Source organism: Alkalicoccobacillus gibsonii (assembly GCF_016798245.1).
GTDB lineage: Bacteria > Bacillota > Bacilli > Bacillales > Bacillaceae_D > Alkalicoccobacillus > Alkalicoccobacillus gibsonii.
In genome coordinates, this window is record NZ_JAEUZA010000002.1 from 774,718 (window position 1) to 794,008 (window position 19,291).

A 19,291-nucleotide genomic window follows, 5' to 3' on the forward strand; every position below is an offset into this window, starting at 1 on the left:
AACAGAGAGACGTATGGAGAATACCATACGTCTTCTCATTATAAAAGAGGTGAACAGCATTGACGAAGTATATCATTCGCAGAGTGCTTCAATTTATTCCAATGGTCATCTTGGCAAGTATCGTTGTATTTTTTATGGCGTATTTGGCACCAGGTGATGCATTAAGTGGTGAAAATTTAGATCCGAATATTCCTCGTGAAGTTCTTGAGGAGCGGAGAGAAGCGCTTGGCTTAAATGACCCCTTACATATTCAATATTTTAATTGGGCAAAACGTGCAGTAACAGGTGACTTAGGAATGTCAATGCATCATACCGGAAGATCAGTTTCTGATCTAATCGGAGGTAGACTTGAGAATACACTAAATCTATCTATCTTCTCTTTATTCATAACCTTAATCATTTCCATTCCAATTGGGATTTACTCCAGTAGGAAGCCATATTCAATCGCAGACTATTCTGCTACAACGTTTGCTTTTATTGGTCTAGCGATTCCCAATTTCTTTGCAGCCTTACTTGGAATCTATATTTTTTCATTTGGCTTAGGTTGGCTACCCTCTCAAGGTTCCATTTCAGCTCCGAATCTAGAAGGGTTAGATTACATTGCGAGCAAGTTAAAACATATGATTCTACCAGGCTTTACATTGGGACTAGCGAGTACTGCTATTTACATGAGATACATGAGAACGGAAATGCTAGAGCTTCGTGGAAGTGACTTTATTCGTACAGCAAGAGCAAAAGGACTAGGAAATCGTTCCGTTTTGTATAAACATACATTACGAAATGCCCTTATCCCAATCATTACTTTACTCGGATTAGAATTCGGGACGTTATTAAGTGGGGCCGTACTAGTTGAAACGGTATTTAACTATCCGGGGTTAGGTACACTGTTTGTTGGCTCCATCCAGAACCGTGATTATCCGGTCATTATGGGAATTAATCTAATTCTTGCTATGACTACTTTGATTGGGAACCTGCTTGCTGACGTGTTATATGCAGTGGCTGATCCACGAATTCGTTATGATTGAGGTGAATTTTCATGGAGCCTGAACTATCTAGACAACCGGATATAATTGTAGAACAAAAATTACCTGACGAAGGAAAAAGTTTAAGTCCTTTTCAATTAGCCTTAAAGCGCTTTTTGAAAAACAAGCTTGCCATTGCCGGAGTTATTATTATGGTCTTAATGGTTATTGTAGCTATTTTCGCAGACCTTATTGCCACCCATGATCCAACTCGAGCAGACTTACTAAATATAGAACAGCGAGCGAGTGCTGAACATATTCTAGGTACAGATGGATCGGGCAGAGATAATTTCTCGAGACTCGTATATGGAGCAAGAATTTCCTTATTAATCGGGTTTTTCTCGATGCTATCTACGGTCATTGTAGGGGGAACACTAGGAGCCATTGCCGGATATTACGGTAAGTGGATTGATGGAATCATTATGCGCCTAACGGATCTGATTCTAATCTTCCCATTTCTATTAATGGTGTTAACTGTCGTTTCTATTCTAGAACGTATGAGTATTACGATATTTATTCTCGTTATGGCATTAACAAACTGGCCGAATATCGCTAGGGTTCTCAGAGGAACCTTCCTTTCAATAAGAGAGAAAGATTTCATTATGAGTGCTAGAAGTATTGGCTGTTCCGATTTTCGAATCATTCGCAAGCATTTTATTCCAAATGCTGTGGGTCCGATTATCGTTAATGCCACGATTATGATGGCCATTATGATTATTATTGAATCCGGATTGAGTTTTATCGGGGCAGGGATCCCGCAACCAACTCCAACTTGGGGAAATATGCTATCAGAGGCTCAAAGTATTAGGGTGTTGCGGAGTAATCCGGAAACATGGCTTCCACCAGGACTAAGTATTCTATTAGTTGTCCTAGCCATCAACTTTATCGGTGATGGATTAAGAGATGCATTTGACAGTAAATCTTAAAGACGTTAAAAACCGCGAGCGCTATTGCCTCGCGGTTTTTGCATGTTCCTTCGTTTCCGAAAATATCTTGCTTTTTAACTAAAAAGAGTCGTAGAATAGTGATACTCACAATCTTACATAAAGATACACAGAGATAGAAAGGACCATTTATGCGATGAAAACTTTATTATTAACTGGTTTCGAACCGTTTTTAGATCATCCATCTAATCCTACTGATCATATTGCTCGTGCATTAGATGGCGAACAGATTGGAAACTACATTGTTAAGAGCAAGATTCTTCCGGTTGCATTTGATGAATCGGCAAAAGTATTGCTTGAAACGGAGGGCGAGTTATCACCAGACGCAGTTATGATGCTAGGACTTGCAGCAGGTCGCTCAAGCATTACACCCGAGCGTATTGCAATCAATGTTCAAGGCGGAGCTGTTGATAACAAAGGAGTAAAATTAGAAGATGAAGCAATTGTTCCTGAGGGTCCAGCCGGCTACTTCTCCACTCTACCCATTCATGCTTTTGTGCAGGCTCTACACGAACAAGACATTCCAGCAAGTATTTCCAACACTGCTGGTACATATCTTTGCAACAAGGTCATGTATAGCATGTTGCATTCGTTAAAAGAACGCGGCTTAGATCATCCAGCTGGTTTTGTTCATATTCCTTATTCCCATGATATGCGACTTAAGACAAAAAGTCCGAGTCTTTCAATGAGAGAGATGGAGACAGCTGTGAGAATAATGATTCAGCAACTTACGTAGAATAGTCCAGGTCCAAGTATGTCATTGTTCCTTCTTTTATTTGTGCCTGAGCATTTGTTAAGTTAATAATCCATACTTTAAATGCAGGCAGATCAGATGGCTCAACATAAAGAGTTACTTGAACATTCTCAGCGTAATCAAATGTTTTAATTTGGTAGGAAGAATGTCTAAGCTCATTCTCCATTTTACCTTGCCAACCATAATCAAAAGAAATCGTCATTTCGTGGACAAGTAGACGTTGAATCATCCCCACGGAATCTAATCCGTCACTTACAGATCGGCCATACGCTCGAATCAATCCACCAGCACCAAGCTTGATCCCGCCAAAATAGCGAGTCACTACAACGGTTGTATTTCGGACGTTTCTTTTTTTTAAGACTTCTAGCATAGGAACGCCAGCTGTACCTGAAGGTTCTCCATCATCATTCGCTTTTTGAAGATCGTTATTTTCTCCTATCACATATGCAGAACAATTGTGATTTGCATTAGCATGTCTTTTTTTAATCTCTAATATGAAATCTTGGGCCTCTGCTTCAGATGGCGTATGCTTAAAGTGTGAGATGAAGCGGGACTTCTGGATGATGAGTTCATGTGACCTATTATCATGTGTGGTCAGATAAGTAGGGTGCATTGATCTTCTCCTCTATATTTTTTTCATAGTTTTACAAATAGCCGAAATCAGCATGTAATAATGGTCTGTTACGATAACACTGTTAAATCGACTAGATAAAGACTAATATAATCGATTTTTGGTAAAAATTAAGAGAACAACTTATACTTTAGTGTTGTATGATTAGGATAGCTAATAAAGTAGAAGGGCGCAAGGGAATGGGTCAGGTACTAGGTCCTAGATTTTCCTTTAAAGCGCTAAAGGTGAGTGAGACTACTGATTGCAAATAAGAATATGCTAGATGACATTATTACTCATACGTTGGACTCTGTAGGGACAAGCCGCGAAAAGATATTTAACATCGGCGAAACGTCCAGACAAGAGTATGAGACCTTACAAAGTCAATTAAAAGATGTACGGATAAAAGTAGCTGACATTATAGAGAAGCATGATAAAACAGAAATGCATTCGAAGTTTGCCAGAAATCGATTAGCTGAAGTTAGTCGAGCATTTAACCGATATAGTAGTGAGGAAGTTCAAGCTGTTTATGAACAAGCGAATGAATATCAAGTGAAATTAGCCGTTCTTCATCAAGAAGAAACACAGCTAAGGGAGAAAAGGGATGATATCGAGCGAAGATTAATTAATCTCAATGAAACCATTGAGCATGCTGAGCAGCTAGCTGTGCAAATGACGGTTGTATATAACTTCTTAACAAGTGACCTGCAACAGGTTGGGGAAGCGCTTAAAGATGCAAGAGAAAAACAAGCTTTTGGTTTACAGATTATTGAAGCACAAGAGGAAGAGAGACGAAGACTTTCTCGTGAGATTCATGATGGACCGGCTCAGACGATGGCAAATGTTTTACTGCGATCAGAGCTTGTAGAGCGCGTATTTCTAGAAGATGGCATGGATGCCGCATTATTTGAGATACGTGATCTTAGAAAAATGGTGAAGGCATCACTTGCGGAGGTTAGGCGAATTATCTATGATTTGCGTCCTATGGCATTAGACGATTTAGGGTTAGTTCCAACGTTATCAAAATATTTAACAACGTTTGAAGAGCGACACAACATTCCCGTTGCCTTCCGTCATTTTGGTAAGGAACACCGGTTATCTCAGCACTTTGAAGTCGCCATGTTCCGTCTCGTTCAAGAGGCTGTCCAAAATGCCTACAAGCACGCGAATCCAAAAGAAATTCAAGTGAAGATTGAAATTAAACCAACAATGGTCATTATCATTGTTCGTGATGATGGCACTGGATTCGATCCCGAGCAGCAAAAGGAAGGTTCGTTTGGGTTACTTGGAATGAAGGAACGAGTGAATATGTTGAAGGGTGAACTTAAAATTAATTCAAAATTAAAGATGGGTACAACTGTTTTTATTCATATTCCAATCAATTAAATAACAATTATTGCTCAAATAACAAATGATTCGATTACAAAGAGGGTTTCCAGAGAGGTGATACCAATGAATGAAGCAGAACAAAAAAACATAAGAATCGTTATTATCGACGATCACCAGCTTTTCAGAGAAGGTGTGAAACGAATTCTTGCACTAGAAAATAATTTTGAAGTTGTAGCAGATGGAGAAGATGGAGAGGAAGCTGTATCTTTAGTAAGACAGCATAGCCCAGATGTCATTCTAATGGATATTAATATGCCAAAATTGAATGGTGTAGAGGCAACAAGAGATTTGGTAAAAGCCTTTCCTCATGTAAAGGTATTAATCTTATCTATACATGATGACGAAACCTATGTAACTCATGTTTTGAAAACAGGAGCTTCCGGATATCTTCTTAAGGAAATGGATGCAGAAGCATTAATTGAGGCAGTGAAGGTTGTTGCTTCTGGTGGGGCTTATATTCATCCTAAGGTTACTCATAACCTCATTAAAGAATATCGTAGACTTGCCAAAGAAGACGAAGAGCATGAAGAATCAATCGGTTTTAGAGAAGTTGAGTACCGCAAGCCATTACACATTTTAACTCGTCGCGAGTGTGAAGTGCTTCAGTTAATGACAGATGGTCAAAGTAACCGTGCGATTGGTGAAACATTGTACATCAGTGAGAAAACAGTTAAAAACCATGTAAGTAACATCTTACAAAAGATGAACGTGAATGACCGTACACAAGCTGTAGTAGAAGCGATTAAAAAAGGGTACGTGGTTGTTCGATAAGGGGAGTAGAGAGAGAATTCAAGCGTCATTGAATTCTCTCTTTTCTTGTCGATTGTCTTGAAACAAGTGATAAATCAAGGTACATTAGGATAAGATTAGGATTTTCATACTAAAAGCGAGGAACGATATGAAAAAAACAGCGATCGTTACAGATAGTACAGCGTATATGACAAAAGAACATGTGGACGAGTATGATATTCACATCATTCCGTTAAATGTAGTGATTGGAAATGAAGCCTATCAGGAGCTTGTTGATTTGGGTACGGATCAATTTTATGAGGAAATGGCGGCAACAGATGTTCTACCAACAACGTCACAGCCGGCAATTGGTCGATTTGTTGAGTTATTTGAACAACTAAAAGCAGAAGGATATGAAGACATTGTCACGATCCACTTGTCTTCAAAAATAAGTGGAACCTATCAAACTGCATTAAGTGCGGCAGATATGGTAGACGGAATTCAGGTTGCTGGGTTCGACACTGAGATTAGCTGTTCACCTCAAGGGTACTTTGTGATAGAAGCTGCAAAGCTTGCTGATGAGGGGAAGTCTGCTAACGAGATTATCACTCGTCTAGATCAACTAAAACAACAAGTATCTGCTTATTTTATGGTGGATGATTTAAATCACCTTCACCGAGGTGGTCGATTAAGTGGAGCCCAACGAATTGTCGGGAATATGTTAAAGATTAAACCGATCCTTCATTTTGAGGAAGCAGAAATTGTGCCATATGAAAAGGTACGAACAGAAAAGAAGGCCCTCTCTCGTATCGTTGAGCTGCTAAAGGAATCAGCACAGCAAAAGGGTATCGCAGAAATTACGGTGATTCATGCAAATCGTCCAGATAAAGCGGAAGAAATTCGCAAAATGTTAAGTGAAACACACCCAGAGGCTGAGGTAACAATTAGCTTTTTTGGACCTGTTATTGGAACGCATCTTGGGGAAGGTAGTCTTGGAATCGGTTGGCGAAACGAAAACTAGGAGTGTGAAGCCTTTGCCCTAAAAATCAGGAGGTCGTCGTACCTTGGGAGCCTTTGCGCCGGCATTTAGCCGGGCGAAGGCTAACTGAAAAAGAGATCCCCTTCTCTAAAGACATTCTCGAAGCACACGAACAAGCTGGTTACCTTAAACAATCACCGGGCATTATTGTGAATGGATCATACACTCAATGTCAACGCTGTGGCAATCAAACTTCCTCATTGTTTGGTTACTATCAATCTCCTTTATTCTCTTCAGACATCTGCTATTGCAGACACTGTCTTGCATTAGGGAAAATCTCCTCAACTACCTCTTTATATAGTTGGAACGCTTCTCCTCCAAGCTACACCATTCCGGCAGCTCCTCTTACCTGGCAAGGAACCTTGTCAAAAGGACAACAACATGCATCTGACCGAGTCATTCAAGCCATACAAAATCGTACCTCCCTTCTGGTCTGGGCAGTATGTGGATCTGGTAAAACGGAAGTGCTCTTTAAAGGGGTGGAAACCGCTTTGTTAGAGGGGAAAAGAGTCCTAATTGCTACGCCACGTACAGATGTTGTAAAAGAGTTAGCTCCACGTTTTGAACACGTATTCCCAGAGGTCACACTATCAGCATTATACGGTGGACAAACCAAGGTGAATCCAACGGCCCCTCTAATCATCGCTACCACTCATCAGGTTCTTAGGTTCTATCAGGCATTTGACGTGGTCATCGTAGACGAAGTGGATGCGTTCCCGTATACCTATGATGAAAGCTTACAATATGGAGTGAAACAAGCACAAAAAGAAAATGCATCTATGATCTTATTGAGTGCGACCCCATCAAAAGCATTACGAGAGACCCCGCATTTGCAAGTGACGCGTATTGCTAGACGTTATCACGGTTTCGATCTTCCTGTACCTAGATTGGAATGGTGTGGACCTTGGCACAAGAAAGTGCTGAAAGAGCGCTTACCTTCTACAATATTTAATTGGATCGCTGACCATCACCAGCACAATGCCCCTGCACTCGTATTTGTTCCGTCTATTCGAGTCCTCCATCAAATATCCTCCATTTTACAAAAAAAGAACATTTCACATGCCGCTGTTCACTCGGCATCAACAGATCGGCATCAGCATGTAGAGGCCTTCCGACAATCAAAAATTCCGATTGTACTTACTACAACCATTTTAGAGCGAGGGATTACGATTCCAAAAGTTGATATTGCGGTGATTGGTGCAGAAGCAGACTTATTTACGGAATCTGCTCTTGTACAAATGGCTGGTAGAGTTGGGAGGCATAAGGATTTTCCGACAGGGGATGTCGTTTTTTTTCACTACGGAAAGACTAGGGCTATGAGGAATGCAGTCGATCATATTAAGAAGATGAATGCAGAGGAGATGGATCATTGAATCGATGTTTGAAGTGTTTAACTACTTATTACGATAAGCCGAGTTGGTCATTATTATTAATGAAGAAACACCCGAATCCATTATGTGATGAATGTTCCAAAGGAGTAGAACGGATTGCTGGAGAGCGATGTCAGCTATGCTCACGCTCATTGGAGAAGATCAGCATACGATTACAAAAGAATGGAACTTGCTATGATTGTATAAGGTGGACCAAAGGAACCGAGACTAAAGATCTACTAGAAGGAAACCACTCCATCCTAGAATATAACTCATTTTTAAAAGAATGGTTTACTCAATTTAAATTCAAAGGTGATGCAGTTGCCGCTTCTTACTTCGGAAATCTACTATACAAGCACTATAAAAGTAATTATGCTGAGTACACCGTCGTTCCTATTCCTTTAAGCCAAAAGAGCTTAGAAAATCGGACCTTTAACCAGGTTGATCTCATGATTCAAAATTGGCGTTGTCGAACGCTTATATTAGGACGATCGGAACGTGACAAGCAGAGTAAGAAGTCGAGAGAGGAACGAATTGCGCTAGTAGGGCATAGTCCTTTTTATGTAAAAGAAATCGCTGAAAAAGACCTATTAAAAAAAGTTGTGCTAATAGACGATATTTATACTACAGGCACAACAGTGCGACAGGCTGCCAAATCATTAAAAGAAGCCGGTGCCGAAACGGTCGCTTCTTTAACCGTAGCAAGGTAACATGTAAGTAGGGAGTGTTTTCGTGAATAACTTAGCGAATTGTACAGAATGTGGATCGTTATTTGTTCAAAATCTAAGACCAATTTGTACCCCCTGTTATCGCAAACAGGAAGAGGATTATAAAAGTGTATCTTTATATATGAGAAAGAAGCAAAATCGCATGGCAACGTTAGTGGAGGTCTGTGAACATACTGGAGTAGCAGAGAAAAAAATCCGCCAGTTTATAAGAGAAGGACGTCTAATTGTTACGTCTTTTCCTAACTTAGGATACCCTTGTGAATCATGTGGGACGTTGATTCAAATGAATCGATTATGCAAGCCCTGCAAACAAGAATTAGAAGGAGAAATAGCCTCGCTAAGTCAGAAAAACCACGAGGAAAAGACTTCTGAACAACAAGCACAACAAAGTAGATTAAATCAGTTTCTATAGAATAGTAGTTCAACGAAAGGGAGGTTTGATGATGAAAATTAATCCATATTCATCAATCCAGGCAACATCCGCTTCACGTCAATCGAAGGTTAATGGACAAGACGATTCCTCGTCTGCTAATTCTCAAAAGAAAGACCAAATTCAAATATCATCTGAAGCGCTCGATCTTCAAGTAAGTAAAAAAGAAGAAGCGAAACGTGCGGAACGAGTAGAGGCTCTAAAAAAACAGATTGAATCTGGCGAATACAAGGTAGATGCAAAAAAAGTAGCAGAGCGTTTTTATGACTACTGGAAGCAATAGGGGTGTCTAAAGGATGTTGATTCAAGAATTGACACGTCGTCTTCAAGATTTAATTGACCTTCATCAGCAGCTACTTTTCATTGCCGAAAAGAAAAAAGAAAGCTTGATAAAACAAGACATTAAAACCTTGCAAGCGGCTGTACAAGATGAATCAAAAACTGTGCGTAGGATCCAGCTCAGTGAAGATAATCGTGTAAAAGCGGTCAAAGCTCTTCTCCATTCATTACAGGTATCACCAGTTGAGGATACACTTTCATATATTCTTGAGCATGTGGATGGGGAAGAAAAAGCTGTGTTAACAGAATTAACTCAGGAACTAGCCGAGATACTCTCTACTATAAAAATGGTTAACGACCAAAACCAACAGCTTATCCAAGATGCTCTTCAATACGTTCATTTATCATTAGATTTATTGACACCGTCAGCAGAGGATTTTCAATATAATGCAAAGCATCAAGAACTCGAAAAAAGTTCTAGCTATTCAACATTTGATTCAAAAGCATAATGAAAGAAGGAGGCATGTATGTCATCTACATTCTTTGGATTAGAAACAGCAAAACGTGGAATGAATGCACAACGATATGGTCTGCAAACAACCGCTCATAATATTGCAAATTCGAATACACCGGGCTTTTCAAGACAACGTGTAAACTTAAGTCCAACCAGTGCATTTCCTACAGCAGGAATGAATCAGCCATCTATTCCTGGTCAGATTGGGACAGGGGTCGAAGGTGGATCCGTTCAGAGAGTTCGTGATCAATTTTTAGATGTCCAATTTAGAAGCAGAGCTAGTGATTCTGGATTTTGGCACGCATCGTACAAAAGTTTTGAACGGATGGAAGACATTTTTAATGAAACCTTCAAGTCACCAGAACTTGAAGCGCAATCAAGTAATATTTCAAAGCAGCTTAATCAATTTTGGAATGCTTGGAGTGATCTTGCCTCAGGTAAAGAAAACCAAAGCGTTTTAAAAGAGGAAGCGAATACGATTGTGGAGAGCTTTAACGGGGTGGCTCGTGATCTTGTAGAAACACGAGGTCAAATTAAAGAAGAAATTGATGCGACTAGTAGAGAAGTGAATGCTCTCTTAGATGCCATTAATCAAATTAATGTTCAGATTCGAAGTGTAGAACCTCATGGTTATATTCCCAATGATCTATACGATAAACAAGATGCCTTAATTGATGAGCTATCAAACCTGATGGAGATTTCTGTAACCCGTTCACCAAGTGGTGGTCAAGCTAGTCCGGTTGCTGAAGGGGCTGCGACCATCACAATGCTAGGTGCGAACGGAAACAAAGTGAATCTTGTTACATATAACAATCCTAGTGATCTGGCTGAGGTTTCGATTCAGTATGAAGACAATTCCGATTTTGGTGCTGTTGCCGGCATCACAATTACAAAGAGCTCAGAAACAGTTGAAATGACAGCTGAAAATCTAGCTAAAGGTGAATGGTCCGGCCTGATTAAGGCATTTGGATATGTAAGTGAAGAAGGTGGCGCAGAATCCATAGAGGGAGACTATGTATGGGCTCTAAATCAACTAACTGAAGTAGCTCAAGCCTTTGCTCGTGAGGTAAATGCGGTCCATTCTATTGGATACAAATCTCCTAGCGCCAATGGTCAAATGGAGCTTGGTGGAAATTTCTTTGATTTTTCCGATGATGGAATGCCTTTTTCATTCTCAGTCAATCAAGAGATTCTAGCGAATGCTAACAACATTGCATCTCTTGGGGTAAATGTAGAGTCACTTGAAGATCCTTCTGCTTATCAGAGCCTACTTAACGGTTCGCCAGTGGATTATGCAGCCATTCAAGCGTTTCTAAATGATGCGACAAACTTTAAAGAGGGCGTGCCAAAGGCGATTACAGGCAACCATACAAATGCACAGCTTATCTCTTCTATACGAGATGTAAAAGTAACATTTGGCGAAGAATCTAAACAAATTGGTACGTTTTATCGTGATTTTATTGGACAGCTAGGTACAAAAGGGAAACAAGCAGCACAAAACTATGTCAATTCAGATTTGCTTCTCTTTTCCATTGATAGTCGTCGGCAAGAGGTTAGTAATGTGTCAATGGATGAAGAACTAACAAATATGATTCAATTCCAACACGCATATAATGCCGCAGCGAAAATGATCACTGTGACGGATGAAATGCTAGATCGCATCATTAATGGAATGGGCGTCGTCGGACGATAGAAGGGAGGATTTAAAATGAGAGTTACTCAACAAATGCTTTCAGCTAATACAATGAGGCATATTAACCAAGGATATTCGCAGTTAGGAAAGCTACAGGATCAATTAACAACTGGAAAGCGGATTACGCGTGTATCTCAAGACCCGGTTATTGCGATGAAGGGTTTACAGCACAGACAAGCTTCAGCCGAGATTAGTCAGTTTAAACGAAACATATCAGAAGCCCAAAACTGGCTAGACCATTCAGAAGGCGTATTAGATCAGGGAGCGCAGATTTTAAAGCGAATCTCAGATCTAACCATTCAAGCATCGAATGATACGTACGATGAAGGACAACGCGATAATATAGCAAAAGAGATCGGTCAGCTTAAACAATATATGCAGGATCTCGGGAATTCTAAAGTAGATAATCGCTATTTATTTAATGGAGCGAATACAGACACAGCACCTATTCAGAAGGATGCCGTCATTGCAATGGGAATCGGCCCTCTTTTAGAGGGGGCAAATGCTGAAGAGTACACGGTTGTGTACAACAATCAAAGCTTTCGTTTTGTAGAAGGTGAAGATGGGACGTATGTTTTTCAAGATATACGTCAGATCGGTCAGGAGTTGGATGAAGACGATCGTGTGTTACTTACAATCAACTTCGAAGACGAGGAGAATCCCTCTATCACTTTCAGCAGTCCAGCAAATGGTGGAACCATAGAAGAAGTAGAGGTAAACCAGCTAGCCACTATTGAGAACCGAGCGATCTCCATGAACACACAGGATGTAACAATTGAAGTAAATAAAGGCATTCACATTCCAGTTAATGTTCAGGGAAGTGACCTTTTTTCCGCAGAATTATTTGGAGAGATCACTCGTTTAGAAGCGATCTTAAAGGACCCTAACACAACAGGGGAAGATCTGACGTCTTTTATTACAAGTATCGATCAGCATCACTCTAATTTCGTATCAGAGAGGTCGGAAGTAGGTGTACGATTAAATCGTATTGAAATGATGACCAATCGACTAGAAGATCAAGATGCAAATTTAAAAAAGATGATGACAAACAATGAAGATGTGGATATTGAAGAAACGATCATGAATTTAATTATGGCTGAAAATGTTCATCGTATTGCTATGTCTTCAGGCGCTCGTATCATTCAACCTTCCCTTATGGACTTCTTAAGGTAGGTTGGTATGATCACGAGTCAAATTCAGATTCAAACCACTGATGCTAAGCTACAGATGAGAACCTCTCGACCATCTATGAAAATGGAACAAGGGCCAGCTGATTTAAAGATTCATAAAAGCGGTTCAGACACGCTTAAGATCAGCCAAGAAGCAGCGACATTATTTATCGATCAGACAAAGGCTTTTGCGGAAGCAAATTTAAAGCCAACGACTCAGTTAGCTGCTGAATGGGCAGCAAAAGGTCAAGCGTCAGCGAGTGAATATGTAGCGGCAAAGGCTCAAGAAGGAAAGCAATTGACGAGAATCGAACGAGGCGTTACATTTGCAAGACTAGCAGAGCAGCAGAATCAAGCAGCACCTCCCTCAAGCACGATTGCATATATGCCGCATTCAATTGATCGTGTGAAGATACAAGTGCAACCAGGAAAACTCCAAATAGACGCACCAAATTCAGAGCTTTCCATCCAAGTAACTCCTACCCCGGTTAAGTTGGATATACCTAAGTGGACGATCACCCAACAGATGGTTCAGCAACCATCGATTTCATTCAAAATAGACCAAGCATAAAAAAAGAAACAGCAGCCATAGGAGAGTAGGCTGCTGTTTCTTATCGATCCAAACCAATATCCGATAATAAAGAATACTCAAACAATAATTATCGGACCATCACCTACAGCCCGAGGATAGAACGATAAAAGTGTGATGCCATGTTCAATGCTGATTCTGCTGTTACCTGTAAGTCATCAAACAAATAAGGTTGTCGCGTGTTTCCAATCACTCTCTCGAAAGATAGTGTTAAATCTGGTGGCGGGGACTTAACAGGAATGGTTTCAAGAGGGAAGAATGGATACACCATAAATTCACGGACGTCAGTAGAATCAAGATAGTTGAAGGTCTTAACAATTATGCGATGTGTTGGATCGTAGATGATGATTCCACAAACATTCAATGGTTGTGAGCTGACTCTGTCGAGTGCCGAAAACGCGTCTGACAGGGACTGAATAAATTGTGGGCTTTGGTAAAATTCTTTTCTAACATGCGCAATAACGAGTAACGAATGGGATTTCTGCTCGCACTGAACAAATAGGCTTGCAGAGTGGTTCGATCCTACTCTAAACGTTTCTTGCATTTCGCCCGTGAATAAACAATTATCCTCATATGAATAGAATGAGCTTGGAATACGCCAGGAATCATAACAGAACAAGTGCGCAGAGTGCTGGTATTGGTTTGAAAGTGAGGTAATAGTCACGAGGTGTACTCCTTTTGTAATGCGTAAATTACAGGGCTATAGTAGTAGATTCAACATAAGACGCCAAAACCCTTCAACTTTTTTCAAAATAATGAACTTTTTTGGAATTTACTTATGAATGAATCTTCTCTTGATTGTTATCGGTTTGTTTCCCTATACTTTAGAGGATGACAAGAAAAAAAGGATGAGTGATTTGAATATACAATCAAAATATTTCGGTGAGGTAACGATTTCTGAAGATGAATTGATTAACATGCCTACTGGGTTACCTGCTTTTGAGAACCTAAAAACCTTTGTATTACTTCCATTTGACAAAGGCACACCTTTCTATGTGTTGCAATCTGTCCAAACCCCAGAAGTAGCCTTTATTACGGTTTCCCCTTTTCAATATATGCCTGATTATCAAGTTGAATTATCCGAATCAACCATCACTCAGCTTGAAATCAAGCAAGAAGCAGACGTTGCTGTTTACGTTCTATTAACTGTTCAAAATCCGTTCGATCAAACAACTGCAAATCTTCAAGCTCCAGTAATCATTAATACGGTTTCAAAGATTGGAAAACAAGTGTTTACAAATGATTCAATTTATCATACAAAGCATGCACTGTTTGAACCTGTTAAAAAGGGGAGTGAGTAATATGCTAGTACTCACACGAAAGAAGAACGAACATATTCAAATTGGTGAAGACATTTCTATATCAATCTTGGCAATTGAAGGAGAGCAAGTAAAGCTAGGAATCAATGCCCCAAGACACATTGATATACATAGAAAAGAAATTTATTTAGCGATTCAACAAGAAAATACCGAAGCGGTCAATCAACTGTCTCTAGACCAATTGAAAGAAGTCCTACCAAAGTTGCATATTGATAGGTAAGTCTTAAGCGAATGATATGGGTGTCCGATAAAGCTAGTAGATGCAATTACAGTCTACTAATGAGGAGTATGTGAACATGGACATTCATTCAAATTCAGCTATTCCAGATGTCGTTCGATCTCAACCTGTTGTGAAGTCGGACCTAAAGCAAAAACCACCAGAACAAAACAGGGTAAGCGCACCATTTAGTCAACAAGCGATCACGGAATCAACGATAGACAATCAAATTGATAGTATGAATGATTTACTTAGCACCACTCCAACTTCAATTAAATTTAACATGCACAAAGATTTAGACCGGATTTATGTTCAAGTAGTAGACCAGCAAACAAAAGAAGTCGTAAAAGAGATTCCACCAGAGGAATTTCTCGATATGGTTGCATCTATGTTAAAAAACGCTGGACTAATTGTAGATGAACGAGTATAAGAGAGCGCATAAAAAGTGACGCTCTTTTTTTGTTTTCACTTAAGCTCTCATTTAGAAAGCCGATATTAAAGATAGCGAATAAAACTTACGAGGTGAATACAATTGATGCGTTTGAGCGGTATGGCTACAGGAATGGATATTGATCAAATCGTAAAAGACTTAATGAGAGCAGAACGGATGCCTCTAAATAAAATAGTGAAAAAACAATCGACACTTGAATGGAAGATGGAAGATTATCGTGAAATCAACCTTAAACTACGCACATTCAGTGACTCGATTTTTGATACAATGATGAGAAGCTCTGTCATGAAAAAAAGAACGGTACAGAGTTCAAATTCAGACTTAATAACAGCGACAGCAAGTTCGAATATTGGGAATACATCGTTTTCGATATCGAAAGTGGAGCGGTTGGCTACATCGGCATCTAATAAAAGTGTAGGTTCAGTTTTTAAAAGTGATGCAGAACTTAAAACGTCTACATCTTCATTAAAAGACCTTAATGGTTCATTTGCTGAAGGTTTCGAATGGAAAACAGGTGGAATCCGTAACGAAAAGTTCTCACTTAAAGCTGGTGAAAAAGAAGCCCAGTTAAAAGCTTCACCTTTAGACAAAGAGAGTATAGTAGTAAAAATTAACGGAAAAACAATGGAAGTGGTCGGTGATGAGGTTACTGAGCTTGGTGAAGGTCAAGTAAGAATCAGTGGTGATAAACTTTCATTTCATGAAGGATTTAATAGCAATGCTACAGTGGATGTTACCTATGCCGCAGAAAAAGCCGAAAAAGCTTTCACTTACACAGCGCCTGCTGAGGGAGCAAAGCCTAAGGCTGTCTTTAATGTTGGGGTTAAAAATATTAGTGATGTAGTAATAAAAACCAAAGATGCAACAATTAGTGATGCTGACTACGAAGTAAATGAAAAGACCGGACAAATTACTTTTAAAGAAGGATTGGAACCTAAAGATAATATAACAATAGAATATACTCAAGAATATACAACGGCTGGCGTAGACACTGTGAACGATAAGAATGAAACCGTTCATGCAAGATTTCTTTTCACGGACTCCCAATCACTTGATTCTGTGATGAAGAGTTTTAATGATTCAAACGCTGGAGTCAATATGTTTTTTGACGATCATACGGGGCAGATCTCAGTTACGCGTAAGGAGACTGGGGTTTATAATGCAGGGAAAGAAATGGTCTTTTCAGGTTCGTTTATGACAGAGACTCTTAAACTGAAGAATGAAAACGAAAAATCAGGCTCCAACGCCTCCTTCACTGTCAACGGTCTCGAAACCGAACGCCGCACAAATACCTTCACCATCAGCGGTATGACGGTTACACTTAAAGATACATTTACTGAAGGAAAAGCTGTTACTTTAAATGCTTCAACAGACGTAGATTCTGTAGTCGACACAGTCAAAGAGTTTGTTAAAAAATACAATGAACTTCTTGAGCATGTAAATGGAAAGTTAACAGAAACACGTAATCGTGACTTTGATCCGTTAACGGAGGAAGAGCGTGACGGACTATCTGATAAGGAAGCGGAGCGCTGGGAAGAAAAAGCACGAGCAGGTCATCTGCGTAATGATCCATTGCTTAGAGGAAGCTTTGATCAAATGCGCCAAGTACTGTATCAGCCAGTGAATACAGGAACAGATACTGAGTTTACCCATTTATCTGCAATTGGGATTACGACGTCGAGCGACTATATGTCGAGAGGCAAATTGGAGATTAATGAGGACAAGCTAAGGGCGGCGATTGAGAAGGACCCTGATGGGGTGTTTGATCTTTTTAATGCTGATGGTGCAACGCCAGGGGAGCAAGGAATTGCCAGAAGGCTCCGAAACTCGATTTCTACAACTGTTGATTCGATTTCCAAAACAGCAGGTGGTGCTGGGTACGCACAGAATCATCAATTTGCGATTGGTCGCGAGTTAAATGATATCGATAAACGAATTAAAACGTTTGAGATGAGATTAGAACAAAAAGAAAAACGGTATTGGGCACAGTTTAATGCCATGGAGGCGGCAGTCCAACGAGCAAACAACCAAGGGGACATGCTTATGTCGCAGCTGATGGGTAATGGTTGATTTTAATTAGAAGAGGAGTTGGAATGAGATGGCCGTATCAACAATGCAATCAGCATATAAACAAAATGCATTAAATACAGCAAGTCCAGGAGAGCTTACACTAATGCTTTATAATGGCTGCTTAAAATTCATTCATCAAGCCGACAAAGCGATGGTTGAGAACGATGTTGAACGAAGAAATATGTACTTAACTAAAGCACAAAATATTATTCGCGAGTTAATGGTAACGTTAAAAGCAGAGGATGAAGTAGGAAAGAATATGAACAGAATGTATGAATTTATTCTTTCAAAACTCATTGATGCTAATGTGAAAAACGACCAGCAGGCATTAAAGGATGCAGAAGGATTTGTTATAGAATTTCGAGATACCTGGAAGCAGGTTATTCAAATTGACCGTCAAAAGCGACATGGGTCTGGCGGACAGGCCTAATGTCAATTTTAACTCAGCTCTTTAAACAGACGGCTGAGCTCCAAAAACATGTTGATTCAGGTCTTCCGTCAGGTGATGATGAGCGAATGGCTTTTATACAGACATTAGATGAGGGCTTAATCGAACGAGGAAGACTGATTGAGCAGTTAGCGGATGACTCGAAGGACCCAGCAATGGATGAGTTGAGAGATGAGGTTATCAAGCAAAATAAAACCTTTCAAGCGAATCTCCTTATACTTCAACAACTCATTCGAAATGATTTGCATCAGCTTCACCTTAAGAAAGAGACAGGTCGAAAGTACGAGCAACCATATGAAGGCATGACAGACGGAGCTTTCTTTGATAAAAGAGGCGTATAACAAAAGCGTGGAAATCAGTTATCTGGTCTCCACGCTTTTTGAATTACTCGTTATCGCTTTCTTCTTCTGTTGATTCCCATTCTCCGCCCATGCTGCCAAGATCTTCTTCAGTCATTTCAACTGCGTTATCAAGCGCTTCACTTGGCACAGTTATTTCATCAATCTCATTAAATTTATCAAAAATACCGTTTGAAACTTGAGAAATCTTAATTGAATCGCCTTCAGAATCCATTTCCATATCAAGGTTCATTTTCATCTCTTCTTGATAGTAAGTTTCCTTATTGATATAAAGGACATAATCGAGTTTAGAAATGTTCATCCCTTCGAAAAGCTGATCCGTTTCAGCTTGCATTGTGGCATCCGTTTCAGCATTTGCTAATTCTTGAGCTAGGTCCTTCAAATCGTTTCCTGATCCGTTAATTGTTAATGCATAACGATCGCCATCTTCTTCAACAGTAATATCATCAGCAAAGTTGAGTAGTGTTTCAAGCTGCTCATCTGGTGACATTTCTAAATCTTCGATGTCATTCATACCAATTAAATCTCCAGACATTTTAATCCACATGTCTTGAGTAGGCTCATACGTATAGATTTCACCATCTACAAAATATTGCTCCATATCTAATACTTCACCAGTCATTGGATCTGGTGTTTGAACAACTTGATAGAAAGAAAGTGGTTTCTGAATGGCGTCCATTTTTAAATTGGTTGACGTTTTAAGTGGTTCCTCGCCTTCCATTTCAATGTCCTGATCCATTGTAAAGTCCATGCTGAAGCTTTCAACATCATTCATTACATTAATGGATTGCTCAAGAATTGACTTAGCATCTTCCGTGCTGTTTTCTTCTTCAGTCTCTTCAGTTGCATCTTCTTGAGTACCTTCGTCACTAGCTGCTACTTCTGTCTCACTGTTAGCGTCATCGTTCTCCTCTGTTGTTGCATCATTGCTGCCGCATGCAACCAAAGCTACAGTGCACGCTAATCCTGTTACTAGCCATTTGATCTTTTTCATGTTAATTCCCCCATGTTGTTAATTAATCTCAGACATAAATACCTTTTTCAATTACCCTATAATATGAAAATCAAACCAACTTTCAACATGTAACATGGTACCAAACATACCCAATATAAACCAACAGGTAAAAGGTCTCATATTTCAAAATTCTATTTTTCTATAAATCTACGA

General features: G+C 39.7%; 23 protein-coding genes. 20 read left to right on the top strand and 3 right to left on the bottom strand.

Annotated elements, in window-relative coordinates; genetic code table 11:
- Positions 1 to 59: 59 nt before the first annotated feature.
- From JNO66_RS10510 to pcp, 3 genes are all read left to right on the top strand, one after another.
- Positions 60 to 1,025 carry an ABC transporter permease gene (locus tag JNO66_RS10510; RefSeq protein WP_203088193.1) on the top strand — a complete coding sequence of 322 codons (966 nt, stop codon included), beginning with the start codon at positions 60 to 62 and terminating at the stop codon, positions 1,023 to 1,025.
- Between the two features lie 11 nt (positions 1,026 to 1,036).
- Positions 1,037 to 1,948, top strand: coding sequence for an oligopeptide ABC transporter permease (opp4C, locus tag JNO66_RS10515; RefSeq protein WP_203088194.1), 912 nt, complete (start codon positions 1,037 to 1,039; stop codon positions 1,946 to 1,948).
- Between the two features lie 154 nt (positions 1,949 to 2,102).
- On the top strand, positions 2,103 to 2,702 hold the full coding sequence (gene pcp / locus JNO66_RS10520) for a pyroglutamyl-peptidase I (RefSeq protein WP_203088195.1): 600 nt from the start codon (positions 2,103 to 2,105) through the stop codon (positions 2,700 to 2,702).
- Here the strand turns inward: pcp and JNO66_RS10525 are convergent.
- Positions 2,695 to 3,333, bottom strand: a complete 639-nt coding sequence (locus JNO66_RS10525; RefSeq protein WP_203088196.1) for a YigZ family protein — start codon at positions 3,331 to 3,333, stop codon at positions 2,695 to 2,697. The two genes, pcp and JNO66_RS10525, sit on opposite strands and share 8 nt — an antisense overlap.
- A gap of 273 nt (positions 3,334 to 3,606) precedes the next feature.
- Here JNO66_RS10525 and JNO66_RS10530 point away from each other — a divergent pair, with 273 nt between their 5' ends.
- The 11 genes from JNO66_RS10530 (at position 3,607) to JNO66_RS10580 (ending at position 13,241) form a co-directional block, all read left to right on the top strand.
- Positions 3,607 to 4,716, top strand: a complete 1,110-nt coding sequence (locus JNO66_RS10530; RefSeq protein ID WP_203088437.1) for a sensor histidine kinase — start codon at positions 3,607 to 3,609, stop codon at positions 4,714 to 4,716.
- 66 nt (positions 4,717 to 4,782) lie between these two features.
- Complete coding sequence (locus JNO66_RS10535) at positions 4,783 to 5,490, top strand: response regulator transcription factor (RefSeq protein WP_203088197.1); 708 nt, start codon at positions 4,783 to 4,785, stop codon at positions 5,488 to 5,490.
- Positions 5,491 to 5,617: 127 nt separating this feature from the next.
- Positions 5,618 to 6,469 carry a DegV family protein gene (locus JNO66_RS10540; protein ID WP_203088198.1) on the top strand — a complete coding sequence of 284 codons (852 nt, stop codon included), beginning with the start codon at positions 5,618 to 5,620 and terminating at the stop codon, positions 6,467 to 6,469.
- 53 nt (positions 6,470 to 6,522) lie between these two features.
- Positions 6,523 to 7,860 (top strand): DEAD/DEAH box helicase, encoded by a 1,338-nt coding sequence (locus tag JNO66_RS10545; RefSeq protein ID WP_203088199.1) that lies wholly within the window; start codon positions 6,523 to 6,525, stop codon positions 7,858 to 7,860.
- On the top strand, positions 7,857 to 8,567 hold the full coding sequence (locus JNO66_RS10550) for a ComF family protein (RefSeq protein WP_203088200.1): 711 nt from the start codon (positions 7,857 to 7,859) through the stop codon (positions 8,565 to 8,567). The genes JNO66_RS10545 and JNO66_RS10550 overlap by 4 nt, the downstream gene beginning before the upstream one ends.
- Before the next feature lie 22 nt (positions 8,568 to 8,589).
- Complete coding sequence (locus JNO66_RS10555) at positions 8,590 to 8,997, top strand: TIGR03826 family flagellar region protein (protein ID WP_203088201.1); 408 nt, start codon at positions 8,590 to 8,592, stop codon at positions 8,995 to 8,997.
- A gap of 31 nt (positions 8,998 to 9,028) precedes the next feature.
- Positions 9,029 to 9,298: a flagellar biosynthesis anti-sigma factor FlgM gene (gene flgM, locus JNO66_RS10560; protein ID WP_203088202.1), complete on the top strand. Its 270-nt coding sequence runs from the start codon at positions 9,029 to 9,031 to the stop codon at positions 9,296 to 9,298.
- Between the two features lie 13 nt (positions 9,299 to 9,311).
- On the top strand, positions 9,312 to 9,803 hold the full coding sequence (locus JNO66_RS10565; protein ID WP_203088203.1) for a flagellar protein FlgN: 492 nt from the start codon (positions 9,312 to 9,314) through the stop codon (positions 9,801 to 9,803).
- A gap of 18 nt (positions 9,804 to 9,821) precedes the next feature.
- A complete protein-coding gene (flgK, locus tag JNO66_RS10570) occupies positions 9,822 to 11,501 on the top strand; it encodes a flagellar hook-associated protein FlgK (RefSeq protein WP_203088204.1) in 1,680 nt (559 codons plus the stop codon).
- 15 nt (positions 11,502 to 11,516) lie between these two features.
- Positions 11,517 to 12,674 (top strand): flagellar hook-associated protein FlgL, encoded by a 1,158-nt coding sequence (gene flgL, locus JNO66_RS10575; protein ID WP_203088205.1) that lies wholly within the window; start codon positions 11,517 to 11,519, stop codon positions 12,672 to 12,674.
- A 6-nt stretch (positions 12,675 to 12,680) separates the two neighbouring features.
- Positions 12,681 to 13,241: a DUF6470 family protein gene (locus JNO66_RS10580; RefSeq protein WP_203088206.1), complete on the top strand. Its 561-nt coding sequence runs from the start codon at positions 12,681 to 12,683 to the stop codon at positions 13,239 to 13,241.
- A 103-nt stretch (positions 13,242 to 13,344) separates the two neighbouring features.
- Here the strand turns inward: JNO66_RS10580 and JNO66_RS10585 are convergent, their stop codons facing one another.
- A complete protein-coding gene (locus tag JNO66_RS10585) occupies positions 13,345 to 13,923 on the bottom strand; it encodes a hypothetical protein (protein WP_203088207.1) in 579 nt (192 codons plus the stop codon).
- A 193-nt stretch (positions 13,924 to 14,116) separates the two neighbouring features.
- On the opposite strand from JNO66_RS10585, the gene fliW reads away from it, so the two are divergent.
- The 6 genes from fliW (at position 14,117) to JNO66_RS10615 (ending at position 18,105) form a co-directional block, all read left to right on the top strand.
- Positions 14,117 to 14,560: a flagellar assembly protein FliW gene (gene fliW, locus JNO66_RS10590; RefSeq protein WP_203088208.1), complete on the top strand. Its 444-nt coding sequence runs from the start codon at positions 14,117 to 14,119 to the stop codon at positions 14,558 to 14,560.
- 1 nt (position 14,561) lies between these two features.
- Positions 14,562 to 14,798 carry a carbon storage regulator CsrA gene (gene csrA, locus JNO66_RS10595; protein ID WP_203088209.1) on the top strand — a complete coding sequence of 79 codons (237 nt, stop codon included), beginning with the start codon at positions 14,562 to 14,564 and terminating at the stop codon, positions 14,796 to 14,798.
- 76 nt (positions 14,799 to 14,874) lie between these two features.
- Positions 14,875 to 15,225, top strand: coding sequence for a flagellar protein FlaG (locus tag JNO66_RS10600; protein WP_203088210.1), 351 nt, complete (start codon positions 14,875 to 14,877; stop codon positions 15,223 to 15,225).
- Positions 15,226 to 15,330: 105 nt separating this feature from the next.
- Positions 15,331 to 17,316, top strand: coding sequence for a flagellar filament capping protein FliD (gene fliD / locus JNO66_RS10605; protein ID WP_203088211.1), 1,986 nt, complete (start codon positions 15,331 to 15,333; stop codon positions 17,314 to 17,316).
- Between the two features lie 28 nt (positions 17,317 to 17,344).
- Positions 17,345 to 17,746 carry a flagellar export chaperone FliS gene (gene fliS, locus JNO66_RS10610; protein WP_203088212.1) on the top strand — a complete coding sequence of 134 codons (402 nt, stop codon included), beginning with the start codon at positions 17,345 to 17,347 and terminating at the stop codon, positions 17,744 to 17,746.
- Positions 17,746 to 18,105, top strand: coding sequence for a flagellar protein (locus tag JNO66_RS10615; protein WP_203088213.1), 360 nt, complete (start codon positions 17,746 to 17,748; stop codon positions 18,103 to 18,105). Before fliS ends, JNO66_RS10615 begins: the two co-directional genes overlap by 1 nt.
- A 43-nt stretch (positions 18,106 to 18,148) precedes the next feature.
- On the opposite strand, the gene JNO66_RS10620 is transcribed toward JNO66_RS10615, so the two are convergent.
- Positions 18,149 to 19,117 (bottom strand): DUF6612 family protein, encoded by a 969-nt coding sequence (locus tag JNO66_RS10620; protein WP_203088214.1) that lies wholly within the window; start codon positions 19,115 to 19,117, stop codon positions 18,149 to 18,151.
- Between the last annotated feature and the right edge of the window lie 174 nt (positions 19,118 to 19,291).

What these genes read in the sequence shown, in the direction of transcription:
- JNO66_RS10615 (WP_203088213.1), top strand. Translation starts at nt 17,746, where the DNA reads ATGTCAATTTTAACTCAGCTCTTTAAACAGACGGCTGAGCTCCAAAAA.
- JNO66_RS10525 (WP_203088196.1), bottom strand. Translation starts at nt 3,333, where the DNA reads ATGCACCCTACTTATCTGACCACACATGATAATAGGTCACATGAACTC.
- flgM (WP_203088202.1), top strand. Translation starts at nt 9,029, where the DNA reads ATGAAAATTAATCCATATTCATCAATCCAGGCAACATCCGCTTCACGT.
- JNO66_RS10540 (WP_203088198.1), top strand. Translation starts at nt 5,618, where the DNA reads ATGAAAAAAACAGCGATCGTTACAGATAGTACAGCGTATATGACAAAA.
- flgL (WP_203088205.1), top strand. Translation starts at nt 11,517, where the DNA reads ATGAGAGTTACTCAACAAATGCTTTCAGCTAATACAATGAGGCATATT.
- fliS (WP_203088212.1), top strand. Translation starts at nt 17,345, where the DNA reads ATGGCCGTATCAACAATGCAATCAGCATATAAACAAAATGCATTAAAT.
- flgK (WP_203088204.1), top strand. Translation starts at nt 9,822, where the DNA reads ATGTCATCTACATTCTTTGGATTAGAAACAGCAAAACGTGGAATGAAT.
- pcp (WP_203088195.1), top strand. Translation starts at nt 2,103, where the DNA reads ATGAAAACTTTATTATTAACTGGTTTCGAACCGTTTTTAGATCATCCA.
- JNO66_RS10600 (WP_203088210.1), top strand. Translation starts at nt 14,875, where the DNA reads ATGGACATTCATTCAAATTCAGCTATTCCAGATGTCGTTCGATCTCAA.
- JNO66_RS10620 (WP_203088214.1), bottom strand. Translation starts at nt 19,117, where the DNA reads ATGAAAAAGATCAAATGGCTAGTAACAGGATTAGCGTGCACTGTAGCT.
- csrA (WP_203088209.1), top strand. Translation starts at nt 14,562, where the DNA reads ATGCTAGTACTCACACGAAAGAAGAACGAACATATTCAAATTGGTGAA.
- JNO66_RS10565 (WP_203088203.1), top strand. Translation starts at nt 9,312, where the DNA reads ATGTTGATTCAAGAATTGACACGTCGTCTTCAAGATTTAATTGACCTT.
- JNO66_RS10580 (WP_203088206.1), top strand. Translation starts at nt 12,681, where the DNA reads ATGATCACGAGTCAAATTCAGATTCAAACCACTGATGCTAAGCTACAG.
- JNO66_RS10535 (WP_203088197.1), top strand. Translation starts at nt 4,783, where the DNA reads ATGAATGAAGCAGAACAAAAAAACATAAGAATCGTTATTATCGACGAT.
- JNO66_RS10530 (WP_203088437.1), top strand. Translation starts at nt 3,607, where the DNA reads ATGCTAGATGACATTATTACTCATACGTTGGACTCTGTAGGGACAAGC.
- opp4C (WP_203088194.1), top strand. Translation starts at nt 1,037, where the DNA reads ATGGAGCCTGAACTATCTAGACAACCGGATATAATTGTAGAACAAAAA.
- fliD (WP_203088211.1), top strand. Translation starts at nt 15,331, where the DNA reads ATGCGTTTGAGCGGTATGGCTACAGGAATGGATATTGATCAAATCGTA.